The sequence below is a fragment of the Bacillus cereus group sp. BfR-BA-01350 genome (assembly GCF_022663775.1).
GTDB lineage: Bacteria > Bacillota > Bacilli > Bacillales > Bacillaceae_G > Bacillus_A > Bacillus_A paranthracis.
In genome coordinates this window covers 407,755-433,072 of the sequence record NZ_JAKUGD010000003.1, presented here as the reverse complement: position 1 = coordinate 433,072, position 25,318 = coordinate 407,755, and the positions used below count along the sequence as shown (strand labels likewise).

The window sequence follows — 25,318 nt, the reverse complement described above, 5'->3', positions numbered from 1 at the left end:
TTTAAAGATTCTTCTGCTTTAATGAGTTTTGTTTGTAATAGTAATAGAAAGGAATTTTTAGTCATACGAATTGTTTTGTATTTGCTGAACTTCTTTTTTTATGTTACAAATAAATTCCTCATGTATAAGAGAGAAATGTACTACTTATTATTTTGAAACTATTGTTTAAAGTCTTTCTTTGTTAATGAACCTTCTATTCTACTTTCCTTTCACTACATTCACTCCTAGTCCATTGGTAAACAAATAAAAAACTCAAGTTATAATAACTTGAGTTTTCGTTTGTGTATAATAGCATTATTCATCATTTTTAAATCTAGGTTTACTAAAAAATAATGCTGATGCAAAAAATATTGAGGTACATACAATTCCTAACATAGCTTTACCAAGCACCGTGAATATTATTGCTGATAGGGCAGCTAAAAAGAAAAATAGTTTCATCAATGTTTTCATCCCTCCCTAAATTACAAAATATTCAATTAATAAAAGTTGTTATGAATCACATTCATCGAGACAACCAAGGACTGTATTTACTCCCACAATACCGGCAGAGTTTACACATGCATAGCAAGCCGTTCCTGCTGTTGCTGGTACACCAGCGGTACATGAAACTCCACAAGCTGCAAGTAATCCAGCAATTACTAGCATATTTACACCTTTAGACGCTACACAACTTTGAGTACATTTCCATCTTTTTGTCCATCCATATTGAACGGCCTTATCAGTTTTTGGTGCAAGTTCTGTAGTAAGCATATCTGTTCCTTTTTCATCAGCAGATGAATCATTAATAACAGTAGTTAAATCTAACTCGGCAGAACTTGCTAGTTTATTATCGATCCACATCTTAGTAGTAGCTATATTATCTTTGTTTCTATTCGACTTTAATTCATAAGTGTTTTTTAATTCAACCTTATCAGTAAAAACCATATTAAAGAGTTTAAGTGAATTCACAATTCCTTGATCATCTGTAGTAACCGATGAATCAAAAACAGAATACTCTACACCAAATGGTGTCTTAATTCCCCTCACTAAAAGTTTATCTACATCAACTTCTGTACCACCAACTGGTTTTACAGTTCCTGATGAAATTAATTCTTTAGCTTTCTCTAGTAATTGACCTTTTGTAACATCATCTACTGTAACTTCATTTTCTTTCACTACTTTAGTAGTTTTGAAGAACTCTTTAGTAGCTAAAATAGACTCATCGATTGACAACTGATCATCATTAGCTTTAGCGTACGAAGAATTCATTGGAAAGGAAGCTAAAAGTATCATAGAAAAAATTAATAAATAAGATAGTAGCTTCTTTATACATAAAACCCCTTTTATTACAATTTTTGAGTGTATTGGAACAACCACCCTAATAAAAGGGTAACATAGATAGTACACCATGTGAAATAATGTCCGCCCAAAAAGCAGAGCAAAAAAACCTATAAATCCCTACATGACAGCCATAGAAAAAATTAAAAAAATTTTAAAACCTACTAAAATACTATTAAATAACACTAAAAATTAGTTCATATGTTTTTGTTAAAAGAGAACTAGAAACCATAATGAAAATGTGTATTAGAAGGGAAAAGTTTTAAAAACAATCGTGTTAATGATGAATTTGAAATAATGATTTCCGAGTTTAAAAGATGGTTTTAATTTGTTAGTGGAAAGTGTTTTTGATGTTAGATTCTGTGAAAGGGTATACAAAAAGGCCACTTCTTTCAAGGTGACCTTCTTTACTGCATTATTTTAAACTAGTACCATTCTTCAAACTATCCCCACCACCAAGCTCCGCCTCAATCTGCGAAGTCTTCGATGATTCATCCATACGCCAATACGTAATAAAGCTGATAGCGATACAACCCGCCACATAGAAGTAGAATAATGATTCCATTCCGATACTCTTTAGCCATAATGCGATGAACTCAGCTGTTCCGCCGAATATTGCAACGGTTAGTGCATATGGTAAACCTACGCCAAGTGCACGAATTTCAGTTGGGAAGAGTTCTGCTTTTACAATTGCGTTAATGGAAGTGTAGCCAGTAACGATAATGAGGCCGACCATCATGAGTAAGAACGCTACGATTGGTTCTGTCGTTTTTTCCATGAAGAAGAAGATCGGTGCTGTTAGTAATGTTCCGAGAATACCGAATGCCATTAATAGTGGGCGGCGTCCAATTTTATCGGATAGTAACCCCGCAATTGGTTGAAGTACGACGAAAATAAGTAGTGCGACAAAGTTAATCCAGCTTACAACTTCTTTCGGAAGACCGACTGTGTTTACCATGAATTTTTGTAAATATGTTGTGTACGTATAGAATGCGACAGTGCCTCCTAATGTTAGGCCAACTACTGTTAATACTGCTTTCGGGTGTTTCATAAGAGCACGAACAGTTCCTGCACTTTCGCGTTTTTGTGATTTTATGTTTGCGAATTGCTCCGATTCATCCATCGTGCGGCGAAGCCATAATACAGCTACTGCACCCATCGCTCCAATAATGAATGGAATACGCCATCCCCAAGCTTTCATATCTGGTTCGCTTAGTAATTGCTGAAGAACAATTTGAACGCCTAACGCAACCATTTGCCCAGCAACGAGTGTTACATATTGGAAACTCGAATAAAAACCACGGCGTCCACTACTAGCCATTTCAGATAAATAGGTTGCGGAAGTTCCGTACTCTCCGCCAAGTGATAATCCTTGTAGTAAACGAGCAAGAACTAAAATAATGGGTGCCATAATACCGATGCTTTCGTAACTAGGTGTACAGGCGATAATGAAAGAACCACCGGCCATAACCGTAATGGAAAGAGTTAATGCTGCTCGGCGTCCGTGCCGATCTGCATAACGTCCCATTAATAAACTTCCGATAGGGCGCATTAAAAATCCAACTGCGAAAATAGCTGCTGTGTTCAGTAATTGACTCGTTGGATCGCCTTTAGGAAAGAACTCCGCTGAAAAATAAACAGCAAAAGCAGAGTAAACGTACCAGTCGTACCATTCAATTAAATTGCCGACAGAACCTTTAAAAATATTGCCGGCGACTCGGTTAGATTTTGCTTGAGCCATAATCATTCCTCCTCTTGCTTATAAATAAAATGATAATTATGAAAGCGCGTTCAATGTATTTGAATTGTACTGTCTACGGAACGAAATCTCAATATTATGACAATTTTATTCTTTTTGTACTTTATGTACACGGCTAGTTTTAATAGTTGCTTCATTTTTGTTTTGTCATAATAATAGAAAGAGGAGATTGATAGTTTTGAATATTTTATCAAAGGATATGAAGTATGAAAAAATCACGCAAAGTATCATTACAAACGAAAATAGTAAGCTTAATTATTACGTTAATTTTATTTGTCGTTCTCCTATTAGCGGGAATATTTGTTTACATTCAGTCCGTTGATACGAAGCGCCAAGTGGAGCAGCTAGCACTGCAAACAGCGAAGTCGCTTTCTTTTATGCCAGCTATAAAAGAAGCTTTTCAAAATAACGAGCATAAAAGCACGATCCAATCCATTGCGGAACAAGTTCGTGAGCAAGCTGGTGCAGATACTGTCATTATAGAAGATCGCTATGGGATTATGTATTCGAATTCTAATTCGGAGTTGATTGGTACAAAGAGTAACAATCCATATAACTATGAAGCACTCACTTTTGGTGGCTATTATACGCTTGAGGGAAATGGTACAAGCGGTCCGGCTTTAATGGCGAAGGCGCCCATTATTGTTCATAAAGGAGAATACGATCAAGTAGTAGGCGTTGTGACAGTAGAGTTTTTAATAAAAGGCATTGAATCTAACATATTGAGCAGAACGAAAGAAATTATTCTCTTCTCCTTAGCGGTGTTATTAGCCGGCATTGTAGGTGGCATTCTTTTAGCACGTAGTATTCGTAAAGATACACTTGGTTTAGAGCCGAATGAAATTGCAGCGCTATACCGGGAACGAAGCGCGATACTACTATCTATAAAAGAAGGAATCATCGCCATTGACCAAAACGGTTTTATTACGATGATGAACACGTCGGCAGAAGAAATGCTACATGTAAATGGTGATTATATGCAACAACACATTTCAAAAGTTTTGCCTGATTTTAATATAGAGAGGGTGCTAGAAACTGATCAAGAAATCGCGTTTCAAGATAAAGTGTTTATTTTAAACATGACACCAATACTTGAAAATAATAATACGGTAGGCGTTGTATGTAGTTTTAGAGATAAAACAGAACTGCAAAATCTTGTGAACACAATATCTGAGGTAAGAAAGTATTCCGAGGACTTACGCGCTCAAACACATGAATTTACAAATAAACTTTTCGTCTTATCGGGATTACTTCAGTTAAGACATTACAAAGAAGCGATTGAATTTATCCAACAAGAATCGAACATTCATCAAAGCCAAAATCATATTTTATTCCATCAAATTCATGATGCGAAAGTACAAGCTATTTTATTAGGGAAAATCGGAACAGCGTCTGAGAAGAAAATTGATTTTCATATTGAAGGAGATAGTGCGCTTCATCCGTTACCAGAACATATAAAAGTTTCGCACCTTATTACGATTCTTGGAAACATAATCGATAATGCGTTTGATGCGGTGAGTGAACGAGAGGAAAAGAGTGTTTCTTTCTTCGTTACGGATATTGGACACGATATTGTGTTTGAAGTGATAGATAGCGGGATAGGGATACCGGCAGAGAAAATCACGACCATTTTTCAAAAAGGATTTTCAACGAAAGGAAATGATCGTGGTTACGGACTAGCAAACGTGAAAGAAATGGTAGATCTACTAGGGGGAACAATTGAAATTCAAAACGAGAAAAATGGGGGAGCAATTTTTACAATTTACCTTCCGAAAACATTGAGAGAAAGTACATAGCAAACAGGGGGATGGACATATGTTGAAGGTTGCAATTGCAGAAGATGATTTCCGCGTCGCGCAAATTCAAGAAGAGTTTTTATCAAAAATAAAGGACGTAAAAGTGATCGGAAAAGCATTAAATGCAAAAGAAACGATGGAGCTACTACAAAGGGAAGAAATCGATTTACTTCTATTGGATAACTATTTACCAGATGGAATTGGAACAGACTTATTGCCGAAAATCCATGCTGACTTTCCAAATGTTGACGTCATTATGGTAACAGCGGCAAATGAAAATCATATGTTAGAAAAAGCAATTCGAAATGGCGTAAGTAACTACCTTATAAAACCAGTCACGTTAGAAAAATTCGTTCGCACAATTGAAGACTATAAAAGAAAGAAGCAATTATTACATAGTAACAATGAAGTGAATCAAACACTAATCGATAACTTCTTCGGTACTTCACAAACACAAGATATAAAAAACTTACCGACAGGTGTGGATCCGTTAACACTGCAAAAAGTGAAAGGAATTATAAAAGGATTCGAAGAGGGCATTACAATAGAAGAAATGGGAGAACAAATGGGGGCCTCCAGAACAACCGCAAGAAGATACTTAGAATACTTAGTAGCGACAAACGAATGCACAGTAGAATACACATACGGCATTATCGGACGACCAGAACGAAAGTACCGAATAGGACGAGGACTATGAAAAAACGATTATTACTATGTATATGGATCATGATAGGAGTAATAGCTGGTTGTTCCGTAGAAAAAATGCACACAAAGAAAGTGAACATAGAAGAAGTAGAAATCGTTGCGCCGAATGTTCAAGGAGCAGGATGGGACTTAACAGCACGGGCAATGCAAAAAACACTAACAGAAGAAAAAATCTTCACAAAACCAATCACAGTCACAAATAAAGTAGGTGGCAGCGGTGATGTCGGATGGAAATATACGAAACAAAAAGGCGGTCACATACTGGCGATTAACTCAAGCTTACTCATAACGAACAACCTACTAGGCCACAGTAAACTAACATATAAAGACTTCACACCGCTCGCAACACTCGCGTCAGATTGGGAAGTCGTTGTCGTATCAAAAGAATCAAACATAGAAAATGCAAAACAACTCATGGAACAACTAAAACAAGACAAGAAAAACTTCAAAATCGGCGTTGCCCCCGGCCTAGGGAACGACGATCACCTATCATTCGTACAAGTAAGCAAAGCATTCGGCATAAACCCTGCCGAACTACAATTCTTCGTCTACGAAAACAAAGAAAAAATCATAAACGCCCTAACGAACAAACAAATAGGCGCCGCAATCATGACCCTATCCGAAGCCGAAAAACAATACAAATCCGGCAAAATAAAAATACTAGCCGTATCCGCACCAAAACGACTAGACCGACTACCAGAAATCCCAACATGGAAAGAACAAGGAATCAACGTCATCTTCCAGCACTGGAAAGGAATTATGGGCCCGAAAGATATGACAGAGGAAGAGGTTGCTTATTGGGATAGTGTGATTAAGAGGATGGTGGAGAGTGAGAGTTGGAAGGAGATTTTGAGGGAACGGGGTTGGGAGGATTTTTATAAGGATAGTGGGGAGACGAGGGGGTTTTTGGAGGAGAGTAGTGGGTGGTATGGGGGGATGGTTGGTGGAGATAGAGTTGATAAGTAATTTTAGCCACCTGTACTCATGAAATATTGACATCATTCTTAGTATATTTATTTAGAATTTTAAATAGAGATTAGCTGGTTTAATAAGTTTTTATATAGATTTTTTCTTTTATAATGTTTTCATATTTAAGATAGAAAGGGAAATCTAAAGAGGAGTATAATTAAAATGAATAAAAAATATTAAAGGTGTAAGACGGAGGAATTATGATGATACATACTTTAGTAAGGGGACAAAAGATAGATGTTACAAAGAATCATCCAGAAATGAAAGGATTACTGGTAGATTTAACTTGGAATGCCCCGATGAATATGGATGTAGATGCATCAGCTTTTTTAGTAGGGTTTAACGGGAAAATTACTAAAGAAGAAGATTTCGTTTTCTATGGACAACCTTATTCTAGTTGTCGATCTGTTCAATTGAATCAAAATGAAACAAATGGAAGTAAACAAAGATTTTCGATAGATTTTACTCATATAAAAGATGAGGTACAAAAGATTGTATTTTCGATTACAATTCATAATGCGGAAGGGAAGAAACAGGCGTTACGAGATGTTTCCCATATTCAATTGAAAATAAGTAACGCACAATCAGGTTTAGAAATTATTCATTTTCCTATTACATATCCATTTACAGATGAAAGTGCCATTATTGTTGGAGAGCTATATCGACATGGAGGAGGATGGAAGTTCAATCCTATTGGAGCTGGTTATTTTGGTGGATTAGCTGCATTGTGTACAAATTTTGGAATAGAAATCGCAGAGGATGAAAAACAAATTGCTCCTCCTGTAGAGAAGAAAATAGTTCCTACTAAGCCTCCAGTACAAAAAACTATTAACGCAGTGAAGGTTGAATTGAAGAAAAAACAATCTATCAATATACAAAAATCTAAAATGGTAACAGCTACTTTAGAGTGGGAAACAAATAAAGATTTAGACTTATATTGTTTTTACGTAACAACGAATGGAGAGATAGGAAAGGTTTATTATAAAAATCTAGGTTCGTCTAAAGTATCGCCGTATATTGTATTGGACGGTGATTCGCAAGAACCAGGAAAAGAAACAATTCGTATTTATCGACCAGAAGCTTTAAAATATGTTTTATTTGCTGCGTATAGTGCTGTCGGAAATGGAATAGGTAGTTTCTATTCTATGAAGGCTAAAGCTGTTGTCGATAATCATATGGGAAGCGTTGTAACAGCACCATTATTAGAAATAAATGACCACGCTTATTGGGTGTGCATTGCTCATATTGATTTCACCAATTCAAATGAGATGAAAATTTCACATGTAGAAAGTTACTCAAAAGACCATTCAGAAGCTTCACCACTATTGTACGAGAATGGGAAGTTTCGAATGGATGTTGGGCCGATTGAATTTAAAAATGAAGAGGATTATCAGAAGTATTTTCAATGATAATGAAGGCATAGATAATTTTAATGATTTGCGTATATGAAATGGATTATAGCTGGATAAGTTATATATTATCTAGCTATAGTCCATTTTTATTAATGAAAAAGAATAGGAAGGAATAATTATTTATCCATCTTGTTAATAATTTGAGCAATGTACGAATTATTCAACCAATAACACTGCTTTGTAATGTGCTGACCATCAGGTAAAGTTACTTTATCTGCACCATTGCGGGCTTTTGGTCTAATATGCGCGACACCGTTGAAATTTATTTTTGGTAGGTTATTTGCTTCGACGACTTTGTCACCACGTTTTTTATATTCAATTTGAATACCCTCATGTATTACTTTATTAACTTCTTCCCATAGTTCACGTATTTCTTTTTCTATTGTAGGGACATGCATGTTCCAAAGTTTAATGCCTTTAAAGTAGAGTTTACGGTTTAGATTTTCTTTTTTTGTTTGGTTAAATTCGAAAATTACAAACAGAAACTTGGTTTGATAGAAGCGTTCTCGAATTTCGCTTTCTTCCCATGATTCATTTGTCCATTGATGAAAATCAATTGTTTCAAATGACATGTTTTGTTCTGGCTTTCCGTTGGGCTCTAAACGAATTGTTTTAAATTCTATATTAGCTTTTGCAAATTCTTCAATTTTGTCGAGTCGAGTTCCTTTAATACCAAGTAGAGAGCTTACAAGTAATGGAACAAAGCTCTTGGTTGTAGGTTTGTACTCGATAGATAATTTTTGGGCGATTTCTTGATCGGTTAGGCCTATGTAATTCTCAAATTTTGAGTAAAGGATTTCTTCTAAAGATTTTTCTTTTAGTTCATTTGTTGTTGTAAAACTTACTAGTTCTTCGTTTAGGTGATATCTACGAACTAGTGCTGTCATATAAGAAGGCTTTAATGAAAAAGCTCTTTGCATGGCTTGAATTTCAGAATAAGGTTGTGAACGAAGTGAATTTTTATTGGAGCCTTTTGTGCAAGCTCCTAAATAGTTTGTATCACCTTCAGATAATTCATGTGCTTTTCCGGCACGAATTTTATTTACGATGGTTTCCCAGTCTTGTTTAATTATTTCTAAATCAGCTTCAGGATAGGTGAACAGACGACTTTTTGTAATATGAAAATCTTTACGGTCTACGCCAGGTACCCATTCGTAGAACATTAGTAGTAGCTTTTCGTTTTTTTTCCAGAAGCTTGATGTCTCAAAGTGTGTATGAACTTCTTCCATATAGTTGATAATATTTAAGACTAGCCGTTCTTTGGCTGATAATGAACCGTTTTTATTTTGTTTAAATGGAGTTACTTTGAGTTCTATACCAAGGTGTTTAAAGTCAGCTTCTGCGTTTGAATTTATTTCATATCCAAAAAAGCTTTCCTCGATTACTTGTCCTAGTCCACCTTTTGACTTTGCATTTGCGAGTCGATTAGTTGTATCAATTTCACCAAATGTTTTTCCTTCAGCTTCATGTGCTTTTTTCATTAGTTCTTCTATTGTAGTGTAGTCCATAATAATCTCCTTTCTGTATCCAGTGCTGCGTTGATGATTTTAAACAATACATATTAAAGTTATGCTATAATAAAAAGCTGTTTCAAATTTATATAAGTAAAAATTTATAAGAGGGAAAAGATAGTTTATATTATTAGATAACAGTCATATTGAATTTATTCAATATGAGTTATGTCCTTTATAATATTGATAAAGTGCGAACAGTTTTCTTAATTGGTACAAGCCAAACAAGGAAATACAAAAAAGTACGGTTCTTGAAATGTTATAGTTGATCTTTTCCTCACTTTTTATTATAATGAAGCATAGATAAATAAAATACCGAAAGGATGTTCGTGTATTTATGGTGAAAGTAGTAGAACTTTTCGCGGGAGTAGGAGGTTTTAGATTAGGACTAGAAGCAAACGAAAACTTTGAAGTTCTTTGGGGAAACCAGTGGGAACCCTCAACTAAAGCACAACATGCATTTAATTGTTATGCAACTCGCTTTGAAAATAAAGGAATACATGTAAATAGAGATATAGCTGAAGCTTGGCCGGAAATACCTGAGCATGATTTATTAGTAGGAGGCTTTCCTTGCCAAGACTATTCTGTAGCACGTACTTTATCAAATGAAAAAGGAATACAAGGGAAAAAAGGTGTTCTTTTTTGGGAAATAATGAACATAGTTAATTCTCGCAAGCCAAGATTTGTTTTGTTAGAGAATGTAGATAGATTATTGAAGTCACCAGCAAAACAAAGAGGTCGTGATTTTTCTATTATGCTGGCTAGCTTTAGAGATGCAGGTTATGTAGTGGAATGGAGAGTCATTAACGCTGCGGATTATGGGAATTCACAAAGAAGACGAAGAGTATTTATTTTTGCGTACTTAAAAGAATCTCATTTCACATCTGTTCAAAGTAAAATGAAGCCGTTAGAGATATTGTGTGAAAATGGGTTCTTCGCTCCAATTTTTAATGTGCATGAAGCACCTGAAGAAAACAAAAAAAGAGGGCAATTTGAGTTGCCAGTCGATATTATTGAGGTTTCTGATACATTTAAAGCTGAATACTATAATTCTGGCGTAATGATGGATGGACAAGTATATACGGAAGAATTAGTTCCAGTAACTGAAAGTCCAGAGACTTTAGGTGAAGTTGTTCAAAAGGTATATGATAAATTTGGTCCTGCAGATGAATCATATTATTTGAAAATGGATAAGGTTAACAAAAAGGGCAGAACTGAATTTGAGGAACTTAAGTATCTTAAAGGCCCTAAAAAAGAAGAAAGAGTATCAAAGGCGACAGGGCATAAATATTTCTATTCTGAGGGAGGAATGGCTTTCCCTGATGATTTAAATAAGCCTGGACGTACAATGTTAACAAGTGAAGGAACATGTAATAGGAGTTCACATGTAATCGAAGATCCTTATACAAAAAGACTAAGATATTTAACACCAGTTGAATGTGAGTTGTTAAATGGCTTCCCGATGGACTGGACGAATACAGGAATGCCACAAAGAAACAGATACTTTTGTATGGGAAATGCTTTAGTGGTTGATTTGGTGGAGAGAATGGGCAAGAGAATTTTGGAGATTAATCAGGAAGAGAAAGAAAAAGGTGGATGGGTACAATTAAGCCTTATTTAGGTGTGTAAAGTTAGCAGCTATTAACAGATGAATTTAATATGAGTAAGTAACCCGATTTTGTACGAATATAAAATCGGGTTATTTGTGTTTTTTAAATAGTGAAATTGGTATAGTGGGGAGGAATTGTGTTTAAAAATGAGATAAACACTGTAAGGAGATTATTACAAGAAAGGAATATTATTCAAAAATATGATGTGATATAATTCTATAGTATAAATTGATTTTTAAAGTTTTAGATTATATTGGATGAATAGCGTAAAAATAATATCTTTATTAAAAAACATAATATAATTTATTATTCAAATAAATTGTTAAAGAGGTGTTGAAATGAATGGAAATGAAGTGGAAAAAAAGGAAGAGTGCCTTTTTGGATTATTAGAGCGGGTAAAAGAGGAGACTCTATTACTGAAGGCATCTTTAGAAATTCCCGAAAAACAAAGTGTCGTAGCTTTTCGTGGAGAGCCTCAGGATTATAAGGAAACGAAATTATTACCATCATTATATAGAAAAGGTTTAAGTCCCAAACAAGAAATTAAACTATTTGATTTATTGAATGATTATCAAGTGATAGGAGAGAAAGAAAAAACAAATTTACAAAAAGCAATAGCAGCGCAACATTATTTGGCAACTAGTAGATTGTTGGATATAACATTTAATGTTTTGGTAGCAATATATTTTGCTACTGCTTATGAGAATGATAAAGGTGATAAGGATGGCTACCTTTATGTATTTTGTTTACCGCAACATTTTTCTCCAAGCTCAAAATATATAGAAAAATATTATAATGATATGTTATTAGAAAACCAAAGCGAGTTAATTTTAAAGAAGAATTTTAAAGTAGTAACGCATGGCCATTTTAATGATAGGATAAAGTTACAAAGAGGAGGATTCATATTTTTCCCAGCAAGTAATATTACAAGAATTCCTAATTGTTTTTATAAAAGAATAACAATAAATGGTGAGAAAAAAGAAAAGATAAGAAAGCAATTAGCGGAATTTTTCTCTATATATGAGTCTACTCTTTTTCCAGAAAAGGATAAATTGAGTGATGTTATTACTGAAGGAATCGAGAAAACTCTAGAAGGATGTAAAATAGATAATACGTTAGAATCTGAATTAGATTCGTATTTTGAAAATATAGAGTTTGAGATTAATTCTTTTGTCAAAAATAATGTTCATAAAAAAGATGTCATGAGGCAATTAAGAAAGTATGAACAAGATTTATTTTGTGCCTTTAATGAATTGGAAAAAAAGGTTAAGGCTAAGGAAGAAGATATGAGCAGATTGAATAGAATTCGGCAAAGAGCTTGCCATGACTTTGAATATTTACGAATATCTTATATAAGAAGGAGTTATTGATATTATGGTATTAAAATGTAATGATGTGAAAAAGATATACAGAATATTAGGTGACGCAGGGCTAGAAGATAGAAGTATGGACTTAAAATCTGGAATTTTAGAAATCATTAATGATAATGGAGATATAGTAGAGTATTACGTAGATGATTTTCGAAAAGAAAATAAAGATAAAGTTACATTCAAAAATTTTTGGGAAGGTTATGAACAAAAAAATAATCTAGAAATACAGCCATTAATGGTATTTGGATCATGGGAAGAAGAACAGGATTTTCGGGATAATGTAGTTGCAGAAGCAAAAAGTGGAGTAGAAAAAAGGAAAATAAAAAAAGATTTAGAATCTTTGAAGACATGTTATTTAATTCAAGATAATGAAATTGAACTGTTTTTGGAAGAAGAAGGAATTAATTATTTGGAGTATAAGGGTGTTAATACAGAGAATGAAAGTGGTATAGGTTTAGTGTACAATATGTCATTAAAAGAATTGTACAAGTTATATAATCAAACTGGTAGTGAATTGTTTAAAGATAATGTGAGATTAGGGATTAGTGGTAGCCAGGCTAATCGTTTAAGAGATAATTTTAAGACGAAATTCTTATTAGGTTTATATGGTTTGAATAATTCTGATGATAAAGATTCGGAATTTAAAGAAAAAGTGAATGAATATCTGAAAGAGAATAATGGTTCGGATAATTTTAATGGATATCAAAATGCTTTGGGGAATTTTTGGTTTCATCATAATGGGATTACAATTTATTCATCTGAAAAATTCAGAGTTGCAGAAGATAAAATTATTTTTAATCCGTTGAATGTTAGTGTGATAAATGGGGCACAAACATTAACACATTGTACTGATATTGTAAGAACAATTAAAAAGGATTTGAAGAATAGACTTGGACAAGATAATTTAAAAGCAAATAATTTTATTAATCAATTAATGGATGAATTAAAACAATCCGTCAAAATAAAAACAATATTTATTGCAGTAAATTCTAAACTAAAAAGATCTATAACATTAGGATTGAATACTCAAATTCCGGTTAAGATTGAGGATATAGAAACTAAGACTGAACTGGTAGATCAGATTAATATGAAATTAGAGAAAAAAAATAAGAAAATTTGTAGGAATGGTGAAGAGAGAAGCTATGGGGGATTTTTATTGCCGGATTTTGTTAAAGCATATTTATTATTTAGAGATAAACCAGGAACGGCAAGAAATCTTAATAAAAATAAATTAGAGGAATATTTAAAGGAAATAGATGAGTTTTTAGACAAAGATGTTGAAAGTGTTGATGATTTCTTTAGAAATATGGATGTATTCGACTACGTTGATAAGTGGTGGAGAAAAAGAGAAAAACCCGAAATGGTGCCTGAGGAAAATTATGCTGGATTATCTAGTAATGGTAAGTTTTATTTTAAGTCTTATTGTAAAGATGTATATAATGATGCAGAAGACGAAAATAATAAAGAAGAGTATTTTCAGGGGATATATGAAAGCTTTGTAGATACATTTATTGAGTTAGCTGCTCCTAGAGTAATAGATTCTAATATGTTGAAAAAAGATGATTTATATAAAAGTTATCAAGAAAGTAGCAGGATTTTAGAAGAAGATACCGATAAAGCCATTGAATTATTTAAAGAGCCTTTAGAGTTGGTAAATAAATATGAAATGTATAGGGAACATAATAAATCTAAATCTAATCGAAGTATGTTTATAAAAAAGGAACTGGAGGAGCAGGGAATAAAAATAGAATTTAGGACGATTAATGTAACAGTTAAAGATACGGAGGAAAGCTTTAGCTTGAAAGAGTCATTTGCTTTACCAAGTAAAACATTTAGCCAATTTTACGAGGTAGATAATTATCCTAAAATATATGATGATGAAAAGGTTGATGAAATATTTTCCTTTGAAACTTCATATTTAAAAAAAGAAATTGAAAAGGAATTTTTCTTGTTTATTTTTATTGAGAATTTAGTTGGAAAACTTATTGGTATTCAAGTAATTCCTAATTTTAATTTTTCAAACCTTTTTCTTAAGGCAAAAGAAGTATATGATGATACTATAGATAAGTTTAAAGCAGGAAATGCAGATGGATTTGTTAAAGCGTCTGACAATAAGGGGTTACATATTAGACCTAAGGCTAAAGATGCAAATGATACTTTTACTTTTACAGATGATAGTCAACAAATAAAAAGAACATTTTGGGTTAATAGGGAAACTGTATTGCAAATTATAGTTCCTCATTTAGAGAAATTTCAGGGGAATATAAAAGAGAAGCAGTTAGTAGGGGCATGATTTAGAAAGTAGTCACTTATTAGATACGTTTTTGATTCTAAGTAATTTTGGTTTAATAGAAGAAATAACAAATTATCTTGTTATTCTTGGAAGTGACATAGGAGGTAGACTCAAGTAATCAAACTTTCCACTACCTGAATCTCCAATCCTTTTCACAACTGAAGAAGAAAACTATATAAAAGAAGCAATGAAGCAGTTTAACAACTAGTTAAACTGCTTTTCCATTATAATGGAAGGAAAATCAACGGAGGGAACTCTCATACCGACCTAAAACAAACTAATCCGAGACAAAATCCCACAAATAATAAAAAATAACGGAAAAACACCCACAACAAGAATTATATCTGAAGACGAATACATAAAAAAATCTGCAAAAAAACACAAGGAAAACTAAGCGAATACCTAGAAGCAACAACAAAAGAACATAAAATCGAAGAACTGTCCGACCTACTAGAACTAATAAACGCCCTAGATGAACCCGAAGGTACAACATTAGAAGAAATCAATGTAATGTATGTAAAGTAACTGACAGAATGTGTTACTTCTTTATGGGAAATGCTTTGGTTACAGGTATAATTAAACGAATTGGTGATGAACTGTAAAATATTATCATATTAGGAAAAACGAAAAAATAAGTAGAGTAGCAATGTAAAAATATGAAACGTTTATAAAAGGAAGATTGAGTATGTCTCTAATCATTCTTTATGGTGGAATGTTTTATATTACTAATATTGGATTATTTACATGAAGATAGCTGACTATTTTATAGCGGTTATCTTCATTTTATTTTTTACTTATTTTTGGAATTATTAGGTGTTGGATCTCCTAATTTAAAGAGTAAATTAATAAAAGTGATTGTTGATGTTATAATTAAAAAGGATTATTCATTAATAATGTAGGGAGAATACTATTATGAAGCAAAATAATGAGCTAATTCTTTCTGCCCAAAAAGAGTTAGATGAAAAACTGTCTAACTATAAAGGAAAGAAGGTTTCTGAAATTAAAGAGGAATTGGGACTATTTGAAAAGGATAGTAAAGCCTCTTTTGTAAATTTAGCCAGGAAGATGTTGAAAATAAGCAACAATCAATTGGATTTATGTGATAACAAAGTACAGGCAGTTTTAAAAACGGTACGTTTAACAGGGATGGAAACACCAGCTGAAGCTATGTCTTTCATGCCAATTAATTTTGATGAATGGATTGCCGCAGATTCCTGGAAGAGTAGTTCTTTATATGAATATTTTAAAAGCAAGACATTAATTCTCTTCATCTTCCAACAATACCCTATGGGTAAGCGGGTGGATGATAGTGAAATGACTTTCTTGGATGCAAAGGTTTGGAAGATGTCAGAATACGATATGAATCATGGTCTGAAAGAAGTGTGGGATCAAGTCCGCTACTTGATCAATGAAAGAAAACTTGAAATCACACCTATACAACAAAAGAGTGGAAAAATTATCAATAAAAACAATCTACCATCTGGCAAATTTAATTCACTTGGTCACTTAAGACCAGGTGGAAAAAATGGCGATGATAAAGTGGAGTTACCGACAGGGCAGAGTATAGTAAAACAGCGCTTTTGGTTCAACATCGAATATGTAAAAGAAATTATAGATTTATAGGGGATGAGGAAATAATGGGAAATATTAATCTTTTTGATTTGTATAATGAGGAATCTGTTAAGGATGGGGGACATGAGATTAATGTTCCTATCAAAAAGGCGAGTGGAGAAAAGTATAGTGGAAAAACCTATGCCATCCCTTTAAAATATCTTTATTATAACGAGCAAAATGGTCGAATTGGTGTTGCACTATCGGATTATGAAAGCATTAACGGGAAATTGCACCCAGGGCATAACGAAGAATACAATATGATTGTTCAAAATATGTTGTCAAACGATGATGATAAGACCAAAAAAGACATGGAAGTCTTAAAGAGGGATATTGCGATGAAAGGCCAAGGCGAGCCTGGCTATGTTTTAAGAGATGGGCGTGTCATTGATGGAAATCGTCGCTTTACAGCAAAACGATTACTTGATCAAGATCCTGCAATAACAGAACAGCAATATTTCGAAGCGGTTATTTTAGATGATTTATCTGTAGAAAACATTGATGACCGAAAGAAGATTAAGTCGCTGGAATTACAGATTCAATTTGGAAAATTGGATAAAGTAGATTATAATCCGATTGATAGAGCAATCGATGCCTACAAAACCGTTTCAGTGAATACTATTATGACTGCAACGGAATACTCTAAATTTGCTGGACTAAAACCTAATGAGGTGAGCAAATTATTGCTTGAAGCAGAACTAATCGTGAAATTTTTAGAATTCTCGAATACAAATCCAGATAATTATGCATTAGCCAAACAATTAGAATTAGATGGACCACTTCAAGACATGATTCCTCAGTATAAAAAATTCAAGAACACAGCAAACGCAGATCAGTTATTGAACAGCTTGTTTGCAAAAATTATTCAAGTGCGTTCTACCAAAGAGGATTACAAACAAGAATTTAGACAAATAGTCAAAACAGTTGTTGGTACAAAGAATGAAGAAAAATTCATTGAAGAGATGGAAGAGTCAACTGATACAATTGTAGAGGCTTTAGACAAGAAAGAGCCAATCAAGAACAATGTCGAACTGTTTTTCCTTTTGAATCATGATCAAGAGGCAGTTCAAGCAATCGCAAAAGTTCAAAAGATTTCAACCAAGCATTCTGAAAAGGCAAAAAATCGTAAAGAACAAAACATGCCAGCAAAACTTGCAGATAAGGCAATCACTACAATTGAATCAATTGATAAAAGAATTATCCAAGAATTACCTAAAGCTGAAAGGAAAAAGTTAAATGAAAGTTTAGAGGAGCTAAGGAAACAAATTGATGTGCTTCTTTCAATGGAGGGTTAAATTTGCTAAAGAATCTGCAAGGTCAGCTTAAATCTAGTTATAACTCGATGATTCATAGTGTTTCAGATGAATTTTATGACCCCATATTGGGTGAATCTATCAGCTATAAACGAGTGAGCGGCTATTTTTCTTGTAAAGCACTTTCTATATATGCTGAAGGACTAGATAAAATTGCTGAAAATGATGGTTATGTTCAATTCATCATTTCCCAAAATATTTCAGAAAAGGATTTTGAAGAAATTAAGGCAGGTTATCATGAACGTTCAAAAGGGGAAGTCTTAACTCAGATTGATAAGCAGCGTTTAGGAAATCTAGCCTACTTGATATCACAGGGCAAAGCTGATGTGAAGTTTGGTCTAGTGAAAAACGGTTTGTTCCACACAAAATGGGGATTATTTGAAGATAAGCAGGGGGATATCATTTATTTTAATGGTTCACTCAATGAAACAGCAAATGCCATAGAGAATAATTTCGATTCCTTTGATGTAGATTTTTCTTGGGACGTAAGTGTCAATGTTCGCTCTCGTATAAATCAAAAAGCAGAAGAGTTTTCTCTTTTATGGAATGATAATTATCCGGGTGTTCAAGTAATTGATGCCACTGAAATTATCTATCCTCTTCTACAAGAGTTCGATATAGGAAAGATTCAAAAGATACCAAATCCAGATAATAATTCTATTATTTTTGATATGAACGATGTGCATTTCTTTTTCATTGATAAAAGTGAAGATGAGATAAGTGCAAAAAAAACCTTTAAGAATAAATTCAGCTTTTATGTAGATGAAGACAAGGGGTATCCCTTTTTCAGGGGGGATTTAACTTATCGAGATATTGAAAGGATAATCGAACTTGCCAATAAGCAAGCAGATAAACATCAGTTTAACTTTATCGTTTCTTCACGTGTAGATAGCTATATTAATGGTCAGAAGTATTCCATAGAAGAATATCGAAAATCAGGCTTGACCTTGAAGAGTCAAGATAGCAGGTGGGATGAAGAGTTTGCGGAATTTAAGAAAGTCGTGGAGGTAGAAGTTGCCAGACCTCTAAAAGTATTACAGCTTCGTTCAGCTATGTATATGCTCACACAAAAAAGAGCGGCAAATTTTTCGGTTCCAGGAGCAGGGAAAACGGCTATGTTATTAGGTGTTTTCGCCTATCTAAATAGCAAGCAAAAAGGAGAACCGATTAAGCGATTATTAGTTGTTAGTCCAATTAACGCCTTTATGTCTTGGAAGGAAGAGTTTCAAGCCGTCTTTCAAAGTAAAAAAGGTTTAAGAGCACTTAGTGTTCATGATGAATCAATTGGTGGGAATAAATATGCGCTAGAAGCTCAGTGGTCTTCTGCAAATTTGATTTTGATTAACTATGAATCACTACCAAAGTTTAAAGATTCAATCATAAAATGCCTAGCCAATGATTCGGATACTATGCTCGTTTATGATGAGGTCCATCGTGTAAAAGGGGTGCAGGCTAAACGGGCCCTTGCTGCTTTAGAAATAGCAGACAAAGTCGATTATCGCTACGTTTTAACAGGAACACCTATTCCTAATGGCTATTTAGATATATATAACTTCTTGAATATCTTATTTAAAAAGGAATATAGTGCATATTTTGGATTTGAGCAGAATATGCTGAAAAATCCCGATAGTTGGGAAATTGATGAGATTAATGAAAAATTGGCTCCTTATTTTTGGAGAACTAGCAAGGAAGATTTAGGAGTTCCACCAGCTGATAAAGACAATATTATAAAAATACCTCCATCTAAAGAACAGCTTCGTCTAGCGGAAATACTATACACAAAAACGCAAAATCCACTAGCGACCTGGATAAGAATGATTCAATTATCAACCAACCCTGAAATTGTCAATCAGGCGATAAATTACAGTGATCTAGGTTTTAGTGAAGATGACAGTATAGATAATGATTCTTATGATCAGGTCAGTGTGAAAGTAAGAAAAGAACTAGAAAAAAGCATTCATCAAGCAGCCATTGGTGAAGTAAGCGACTGGGACTTAGCGACTGTGGATTCCCCTAAATTTAAAGTAGGGATTGAACTTGTGGTGGATATAGTGAAAAAACATGGAAAGGTCGTAGTATGGGGACTATTCGTAAATACATTGAAGAAAATCACTCGTGTATTAAATGAAAGAGGCATCAATACAAAAGTGATTTATGGAGGCACACCTCGTGAGGAACGCGACGATATCATACATATATTTAAAGAAAACACAGATGAAATACAAGTGCTAGTATCTAATCCGAACACGCTTGGAGAATCTGTGTCTCTACACAATATCGTTCATGATGCAATTTACTTTGAATATAACTATAACTTGACCTTTATGTTACAATCGCGCGATCGTATTCATCGACTTGGATTGCCTGAAAATCAAAGCACACGATATTACTATTTGATGACGGTGAGCGATAGAGAAATCTATAATTTTATTGACCAAAAGATTTATGAAAAGCTGGCTGAAAAAGAAGGGCGGATGAGGGAATCCATTGATGGAGATTATCTTGTTCCGGAGTTTGTTGATGATGAGATTGAGGAAATGAAGCGGATTATTGCATCGGAGCGCCGATTTTAAATCATTATAATGGTTATACAACTATTTTATTGTTTATTTACTTGTGATTTTAGGGGATTTATATTAGATAACGCTGGAGTAATGATTGTGAATTAATGGGGATTTAGTTGTATTTCCAGATAAAGTTTTCATTGGAAATTAGAATAAATATCAAAAGGACCAAGGTAACTACTTCTTTGGTTCTTTTTTTGATGTTTAATTCTGAAATTTTTGTCGTTAAATACTATCTATGCAAAAATCAAACACACTCAAATACAACAAAATGATGAGAGAATCATGGGAAAAACTAGACCGCCATATCCATCCAGTAGGGTATGGTGGTCAAAGATATATAATAACAACTATGTCGTTATTAAAGAAAGTGCAAGAATTCCCAGAGCTCTTCCGGAAATCAAAAAAGAACGAATACTTTGGAAATCGCTACGCCATTTTCCGAAACAAGTTACGATTGAACTAGATTATCGTAATTTAGATGAGTTTTCTTCTGTTAAGAGTTATTATGTGCAGGTGATTCAGATTTGGTTTAAAAGGAAAATGATGATGATTTTAGAAAAATATACATTGCCATCTGGAACTAAATCTATACTAAAAGATATGACTCGTTGTTGTAATAATTTATTAGAAATTTTATCTTCTTTTGAATCTTCATTGGGTAATTTAAGCAGGGAAAGAAGTAAACAGCGAGCTTTATTTTTACAGGAAATAGACTCTTTTGAGAAAGAATTATTTCTTTATATCGAAGTATTTTCAAAACGGTATAAAATTAATTTTTCTTTTCTTGAATAAAACACTGTATTCTTTTCCCTCGCCATTTAATTTTTGAACAATTAGAAGTGAGAGCTTTTTATCTTACTTTATCAGGCGTTAAGACCTAAACTTAAAATTCAAGAGGAAGAGAAAAGAGAGGTCGGATAAATGTCTATAAAATCTACATTATTTTAATTTAACTATCAATAGGGAATGAAGAAACCCCATTGGTGGAGTTTCACTATTTGTATTCATTAAAAATAGATTGAATTGTAGAATCTATTTTCTGTGCCATTTGCTCACTATTTAAAATACTGGAGTGTGAAGTTATCTTCTCTTGAATATCTTTTAATCTTGTATAGGGTATAGAAAGTAATTGCTCTCCCATATAAGTTTCGAACTCATGACCATCTGCTAATTTAACTATCCAACGATATTGCATTATTTCTTTAGGATATGGAATTATTTAGTTTAAAGTTAAGCTGAAAGACATTTCCCCTTCACCAAAAGTTTTTTCTCTAAAAAATGTCTCTTCTAGTTTATTAAGCTTCTGATTTCTAAATAGCGCCATTGAATTATCTCCTCTTTTGAATTTTTTAATAAATCCATAACTGAATTCTACCATATCTTATTAAAATAATAAAAATAGAGATTATCTTGTTTGATTAGAAGAGAAAAATTATTAATGGAGTATTAAATTTTTTTGTAACCAAACTCCAATGTTAGTGATAATAAGGTATTAACTATCACCAATTTATGGTATAACAGCTCTTGATCCCTGCTGTAGTTTTAAATTTATCAAATGATTTTTCCTTTTTAAATTACTAGTTTGGTGGGATAATATATTTAGGTAATATTTGCATAGTTTTAACTTTTTTTACCTGTGTAACAATGTTGTGAGTGTGATTAAGACTGTGGTGATTAATGCAGGATTATATAAATATCCTGTCAATTTATATATAGGTAGTGTCTTGGTGATCTAATTTAGGTAATGTGAAATTTTATATCACTTTCACAAGGTAACCTGTTAAAAGTTTTCGCCTATAGAGCCTGTTTAGGTTCTTGAGGAAGTTTTTTTAAATAGATACTTTAATTCAACTCCTATTTACTAAGAAAGAAAATAAATAATCTAAAATTCAAGAATTGTAATAGAGGATAATTAATCATTAAATAAATAATGTTATAATTAATTAATAAATCTTCAACTGTAACTTTGAAAAATTATAATATATAGTAATGAATCAAATTAGATATAGTTATGTTAATAGAGAATTATTAATATAATAAGGATAGGGTATATATAGTTTTATAGTGGAGGAAGAAATGAAATATATTATTTCAAATATGGAATGGGTATTTTCAGGTATTGGGGTATTTATATTAGGTGGAATAATCAATTTTATTAGAAAAAAATTTTTAGTCAAACCAATCAATAATAAATATCAAAATAGAAATAACAATATTCAAGCAGATAGAATGATAAATAATATAACTTATGTACATGAAAAAACAGGGTCAGTACAAAAAGAAAGCCCATTAAGTGAATTAACTAATAAGTTTTATTCTATTTTTGAGTATCATGGGGTTAGTAGATTACAAATACCCTCTTTTATTGATAAGAAGTTCAATATTGAGTATTCGGATATAGCTGATGAAAATTCAATTATTCCAAAACTCAATGAAGATTTACTTAGTTGGGTTTCTTTGAAATTTGGCATTAGAAGAAGTTGGTTTGATGAAAAGGCTGAAGTTCATACTAGTAAATATATATATGATAGTATTGGTTGTTATAAAGATACAGGAGCATTTATAAGTTTGTTTAGTAAATTAATTGATGAATTTACTGTTTATGGTTATAAGGATTACCTTCAAGTTTATTTCCTTAAAACATTTGAGGATTTTAAGGGAAATAGCTCAGGTAAAGGGAGAATAGCTGAGGTAATGGTGATAGTAAGTGTAGAAATAGGAAATACAACTACAAATAGTGTTAACAAGTATATTTTGATTACACCAAATTTAAGATGGGATTACGAGAAATCAAGGTATGATATTAAAAGAATGATTAGAATAGCTGATAGGTTAGATATAAGGACTATGGGGTATGATATTTCGGAAAGTGAGTATTATGAAATTGGTTCAGGTCAAGTAGTGCCGAGAGATATATTGAATCGAAAAAAGCTGACGTGGTATCCGGAGGACTATGATGGTTCTTTTAATGATAGAATAGCTGAAGTTGAGTATGAGTATAATAAATTATTTCAAGATTCCCTAAGAGGTATAGATAACAAAATTTGTGAGATGCTTGAAGAGAAGAGGCAGCAGTTTATCAAAAAAAATAATGATATGGCATGAAAGTTACTTGTATGTGTAATCTTTTTAGTAAAAATAGAAATTGCAATTGTATAAGTTGAAGTGAAACAAAACCAAGTGGTACATGAAAAAACACCTCCTGAATTCGCATACTAAGTATGCAAATTCAATGGAGGTGTTTTTCGTTTTAATACAAGAGTTCATTACCCATAAGAAATAAAGTAGAAAGTGATTGAAATGAAAAAGGATGATTATTCAAATAGTACCATTATGGAGAAGCTCAGAATTAAAAATATTTCTCAAATTAAGACGTAGATGAAATGCTATCGTACAGATCAAACGTATCGATTTTAACAGCCTGTAAGCAAATAATATTCTTATGGAAAAGGATTAAAAGGGCTGCAACTAGAAACTGTAGTTACTTTATGGAGAGTTGTAAAAACAAAAATAATTGTAAAAAAATTGTGTGACGTATTAGAATTATCCCTTTCCACATTTTATCGCTGGTTACAACGAACGGAATGTCTTAGAGCTGAAATAGAAGAGAAAACCAAGGATGTTTGTCTTAGGCATAAATTATGGTATGGATATCGGAGAGTAACCGCTACTCTTCGAAAAATGAGACTGTGTGTGAATTCAAGAAAAATTAAACCATCTACCTCCTAAATAATTTAGGGGGTAGGTGGTTTAGGTATTTTGATAGATATCCCGTTTTCTGGGTTCACTTCAAAATAATATAGGCTGGCTTTTTTACTATTAAGGGCATTAATAGAAGAATAGACATTGATGAATACTCTAGTAAGTCCCGTTATGTGCAACTTTTAAAAATAAATTCTATTCTAATTTACCTAACATAAGGCGTTCATCTGGTTTATGCAGTTTATCGTTTCTCTCAGCATAGTAGAGCTTCCCATCTTTAAAGTAGGCATTTACGTTATAAACAGCACCTTCAAAAAAGTAGTTTATTAACTCTACATAATTCCCAGATTTATCTTTCATGTAGTATATAGTTGCTTCCTCTGCATTTCTATTTAATTTTAGTGTTACTTCCTCTGGATTCATTCCTAATTGTAGCGTATCAAAAGCACCTTTGTGGAATCCACCTCTATCACAATATTTACCTTGAGAGTTACAAGTATCATAACGCTCAATCTTTACTTTTGTACCTTCCTTTTTATCTCTTTCTTCCTTTTCTTTCTTGGCTTGGGCTTTCTGTTCTTGCTCCTCCTTATCCTTTGCTTCCTTCTCAATCTTTAGGCGCTTAGCTTCTTCTTCCTCGGCCTTTTTCTTAGCATCAGATTCTTCCTTCTTTTTCTCTTCTTCAGCTGCCTTTTGAGCTTCCCGTTCAGCTTTTTCGGTTTCCTTCTTAGCTTTTTCTTCAGCTTCCTCTTGTTCAGCTTTACGTTTTGCCTCTTCCTCTTTCTTTTGGGCTTTCTTCTCTTCTGCTAATTTCTTTTCTTCTTTCTTCTTCAGCTCCGTATCCTCTTTTTCAGTTTGAGCCTTAGCTTCTTCTTCCTTCTGAGCCTTAGCCTTCTCTTCCGTTGCCTGAGCTTCCGCTACTTTCTTATCCTCAGCTTCTTGTGCCATTTTCGCCTTCTCTTCGGGGCTTATCTCATAAAGTGCACCACCAACCACACAAAGAATAACGGATGTAATTAGAGCAATTGTAAATTTCTTTCTACGTGGTTTTAAACGCTTTACGAATAAAGAGGTTATAAGAACCGCTGTAAGGGTAAGAGAGGATAATCCTCCCAAAATACTAATTATCATAAATAAATTATTCATCTTCCAAAGAACTCCTCTTAATTTAATAATCCTTGTTTCTTACATTTGTCGTCCAGCTAGCTTCTCTATTAGCTAGGCTGGTTGTTGGGCTTCTTCTTTATCTTCACAGCCTGCTAACATCATTAAAGCAATACCTATGAATAGTAATATTTTAAATATATTTTCACTCCTCAAGTACCTGTATAGAATTATAGCCTAACATAAAAATAAGAGAGGTCATTAATAAATGTATTTTCA

General features: G+C 33.1%; 16 protein-coding genes and 4 pseudogenes. 15 read left to right on the top strand and 5 right to left on the bottom strand.

The window, feature by feature from the left end:
* Positions 1-294 precede the first annotated feature (294 nt).
* From MR147_RS10005 to MR147_RS09995, 3 genes are all read right to left on the bottom strand, one after another.
* Positions 295-441 (bottom strand): hypothetical protein, encoded by a 147-nt coding sequence (locus MR147_RS10005; protein ID WP_156160297.1) that lies wholly within the window; start codon positions 439-441, stop codon positions 295-297.
* Between the two features lie 48 nt (positions 442-489).
* Positions 490-1,248: a hypothetical protein gene (locus MR147_RS10000; protein ID WP_242304038.1), complete on the bottom strand. Its 759-nt coding sequence runs from the start codon at positions 1,246-1,248 to the stop codon at positions 490-492.
* A gap of 484 nt (positions 1,249-1,732) precedes the next feature.
* Positions 1,733-3,058, bottom strand: a complete 1,326-nt coding sequence (locus MR147_RS09995; protein WP_242304036.1) for an MFS transporter — start codon at positions 3,056-3,058, stop codon at positions 1,733-1,735.
* A 224-nt stretch (positions 3,059-3,282) separates the two neighbouring features.
* Between MR147_RS09995 and MR147_RS09990 the strand changes: the two genes are divergently transcribed.
* From MR147_RS09990 to MR147_RS09975, 4 genes are all read left to right on the top strand, one after another.
* The gene (locus tag MR147_RS09990) at positions 3,283-4,872 is read left to right on the top strand and encodes an ATP-binding protein (protein ID WP_242304034.1); all 1,590 of its coding nucleotides are present in this window, start codon (positions 3,283-3,285) and stop codon (positions 4,870-4,872) included.
* A gap of 19 nt (positions 4,873-4,891) precedes the next feature.
* Positions 4,892-5,569, top strand: a complete 678-nt coding sequence (locus MR147_RS09985) for a response regulator (RefSeq protein ID WP_016094655.1) — start codon at positions 4,892-4,894, stop codon at positions 5,567-5,569.
* Positions 5,566-6,543, top strand: a complete 978-nt coding sequence (locus tag MR147_RS09980; RefSeq protein ID WP_242304033.1) for a tripartite tricarboxylate transporter substrate binding protein — start codon at positions 5,566-5,568, stop codon at positions 6,541-6,543. Before MR147_RS09985 ends, MR147_RS09980 begins: the two co-directional genes overlap by 4 nt.
* 206 nt (positions 6,544-6,749) lie before the next feature.
* On the top strand, positions 6,750-7,955 hold the full coding sequence (locus MR147_RS09975) for a TerD family protein (protein ID WP_242304031.1): 1,206 nt from the start codon (positions 6,750-6,752) through the stop codon (positions 7,953-7,955).
* 119 nt (positions 7,956-8,074) lie between these two features.
* Here the strand turns inward: MR147_RS09975 and MR147_RS09970 are convergent, their stop codons facing one another.
* A complete protein-coding gene (locus MR147_RS09970) occupies positions 8,075-9,466 on the bottom strand; it encodes a Sau3AI family type II restriction endonuclease (RefSeq protein WP_242304029.1) in 1,392 nt (463 codons plus the stop codon).
* Positions 9,467-9,806: 340 nt separating this feature from the next.
* On the opposite strand from MR147_RS09970, the gene dcm reads away from it, so the two are divergent.
* The 11 genes and pseudogenes from dcm to MR147_RS09915 form a co-directional block, all read left to right on the top strand.
* On the top strand, positions 9,807-11,090 hold the full coding sequence (gene dcm, locus MR147_RS09965) for a DNA (cytosine-5-)-methyltransferase (protein ID WP_242304027.1): 1,284 nt from the start codon (positions 9,807-9,809) through the stop codon (positions 11,088-11,090).
* Between the two features lie 327 nt (positions 11,091-11,417).
* Positions 11,418-12,449: an FRG domain-containing protein gene (locus MR147_RS09960; protein WP_242304025.1), complete on the top strand. Its 1,032-nt coding sequence runs from the start codon at positions 11,418-11,420 to the stop codon at positions 12,447-12,449.
* A 4-nt stretch (positions 12,450-12,453) separates the two neighbouring features.
* Positions 12,454-14,742 carry a DNA mismatch repair protein MutH gene (locus tag MR147_RS09955; protein ID WP_242304024.1) on the top strand — a complete coding sequence of 763 codons (2,289 nt, stop codon included), beginning with the start codon at positions 12,454-12,456 and terminating at the stop codon, positions 14,740-14,742.
* A 46-nt stretch (positions 14,743-14,788) separates the two neighbouring features.
* A pseudogene (locus MR147_RS09950) lies at positions 14,789-14,950 on the top strand (MerR family transcriptional regulator); the annotation flags it as partial.
* A gap of 72 nt (positions 14,951-15,022) precedes the next feature.
* Positions 15,023-15,267 (top strand): annotated as a pseudogene (locus MR147_RS09945) (nucleoside triphosphate pyrophosphohydrolase).
* 387 nt (positions 15,268-15,654) lie between these two features.
* Positions 15,655-16,365, top strand: a complete 711-nt coding sequence (locus MR147_RS09940; RefSeq protein WP_242304023.1) for a PDDEXK family nuclease — start codon at positions 15,655-15,657, stop codon at positions 16,363-16,365.
* Between the two features lie 14 nt (positions 16,366-16,379).
* Positions 16,380-17,648, top strand: a complete 1,269-nt coding sequence (locus MR147_RS09935; protein ID WP_242304022.1) for a ParB N-terminal domain-containing protein — start codon at positions 16,380-16,382, stop codon at positions 17,646-17,648.
* Between the two features lie 2 nt (positions 17,649-17,650).
* Positions 17,651-20,239 (top strand): SNF2-related protein, encoded by a 2,589-nt coding sequence (locus MR147_RS09930; protein ID WP_242304020.1) that lies wholly within the window; start codon positions 17,651-17,653, stop codon positions 20,237-20,239.
* 231 nt (positions 20,240-20,470) lie between these two features.
* Positions 20,471-20,761 (top strand): annotated as a pseudogene (locus MR147_RS09925) (restriction endonuclease-like protein); the annotation flags it as partial.
* A gap of 1,548 nt (positions 20,762-22,309) precedes the next feature.
* The gene (locus tag MR147_RS09920) at positions 22,310-23,338 is read left to right on the top strand and encodes a hypothetical protein (RefSeq protein ID WP_242304018.1); all 1,029 of its coding nucleotides are present in this window, start codon (positions 22,310-22,312) and stop codon (positions 23,336-23,338) included.
* 195 nt (positions 23,339-23,533) lie between these two features.
* Positions 23,534-23,944, top strand: a pseudogene (locus MR147_RS09915) (IS3-like element ISBt2 family transposase); the annotation flags it as partial.
* 186 nt (positions 23,945-24,130) lie between these two features.
* Here MR147_RS09915 and MR147_RS09910 read toward each other — a convergent pair.
* Entirely contained in the window at positions 24,131-25,081 is a 951-nt protein-coding gene (locus MR147_RS09910; protein ID WP_242304017.1) for a cell division protein MukB, read from the bottom strand.
* Positions 25,082-25,318: the final 237 nt, after the last annotated feature.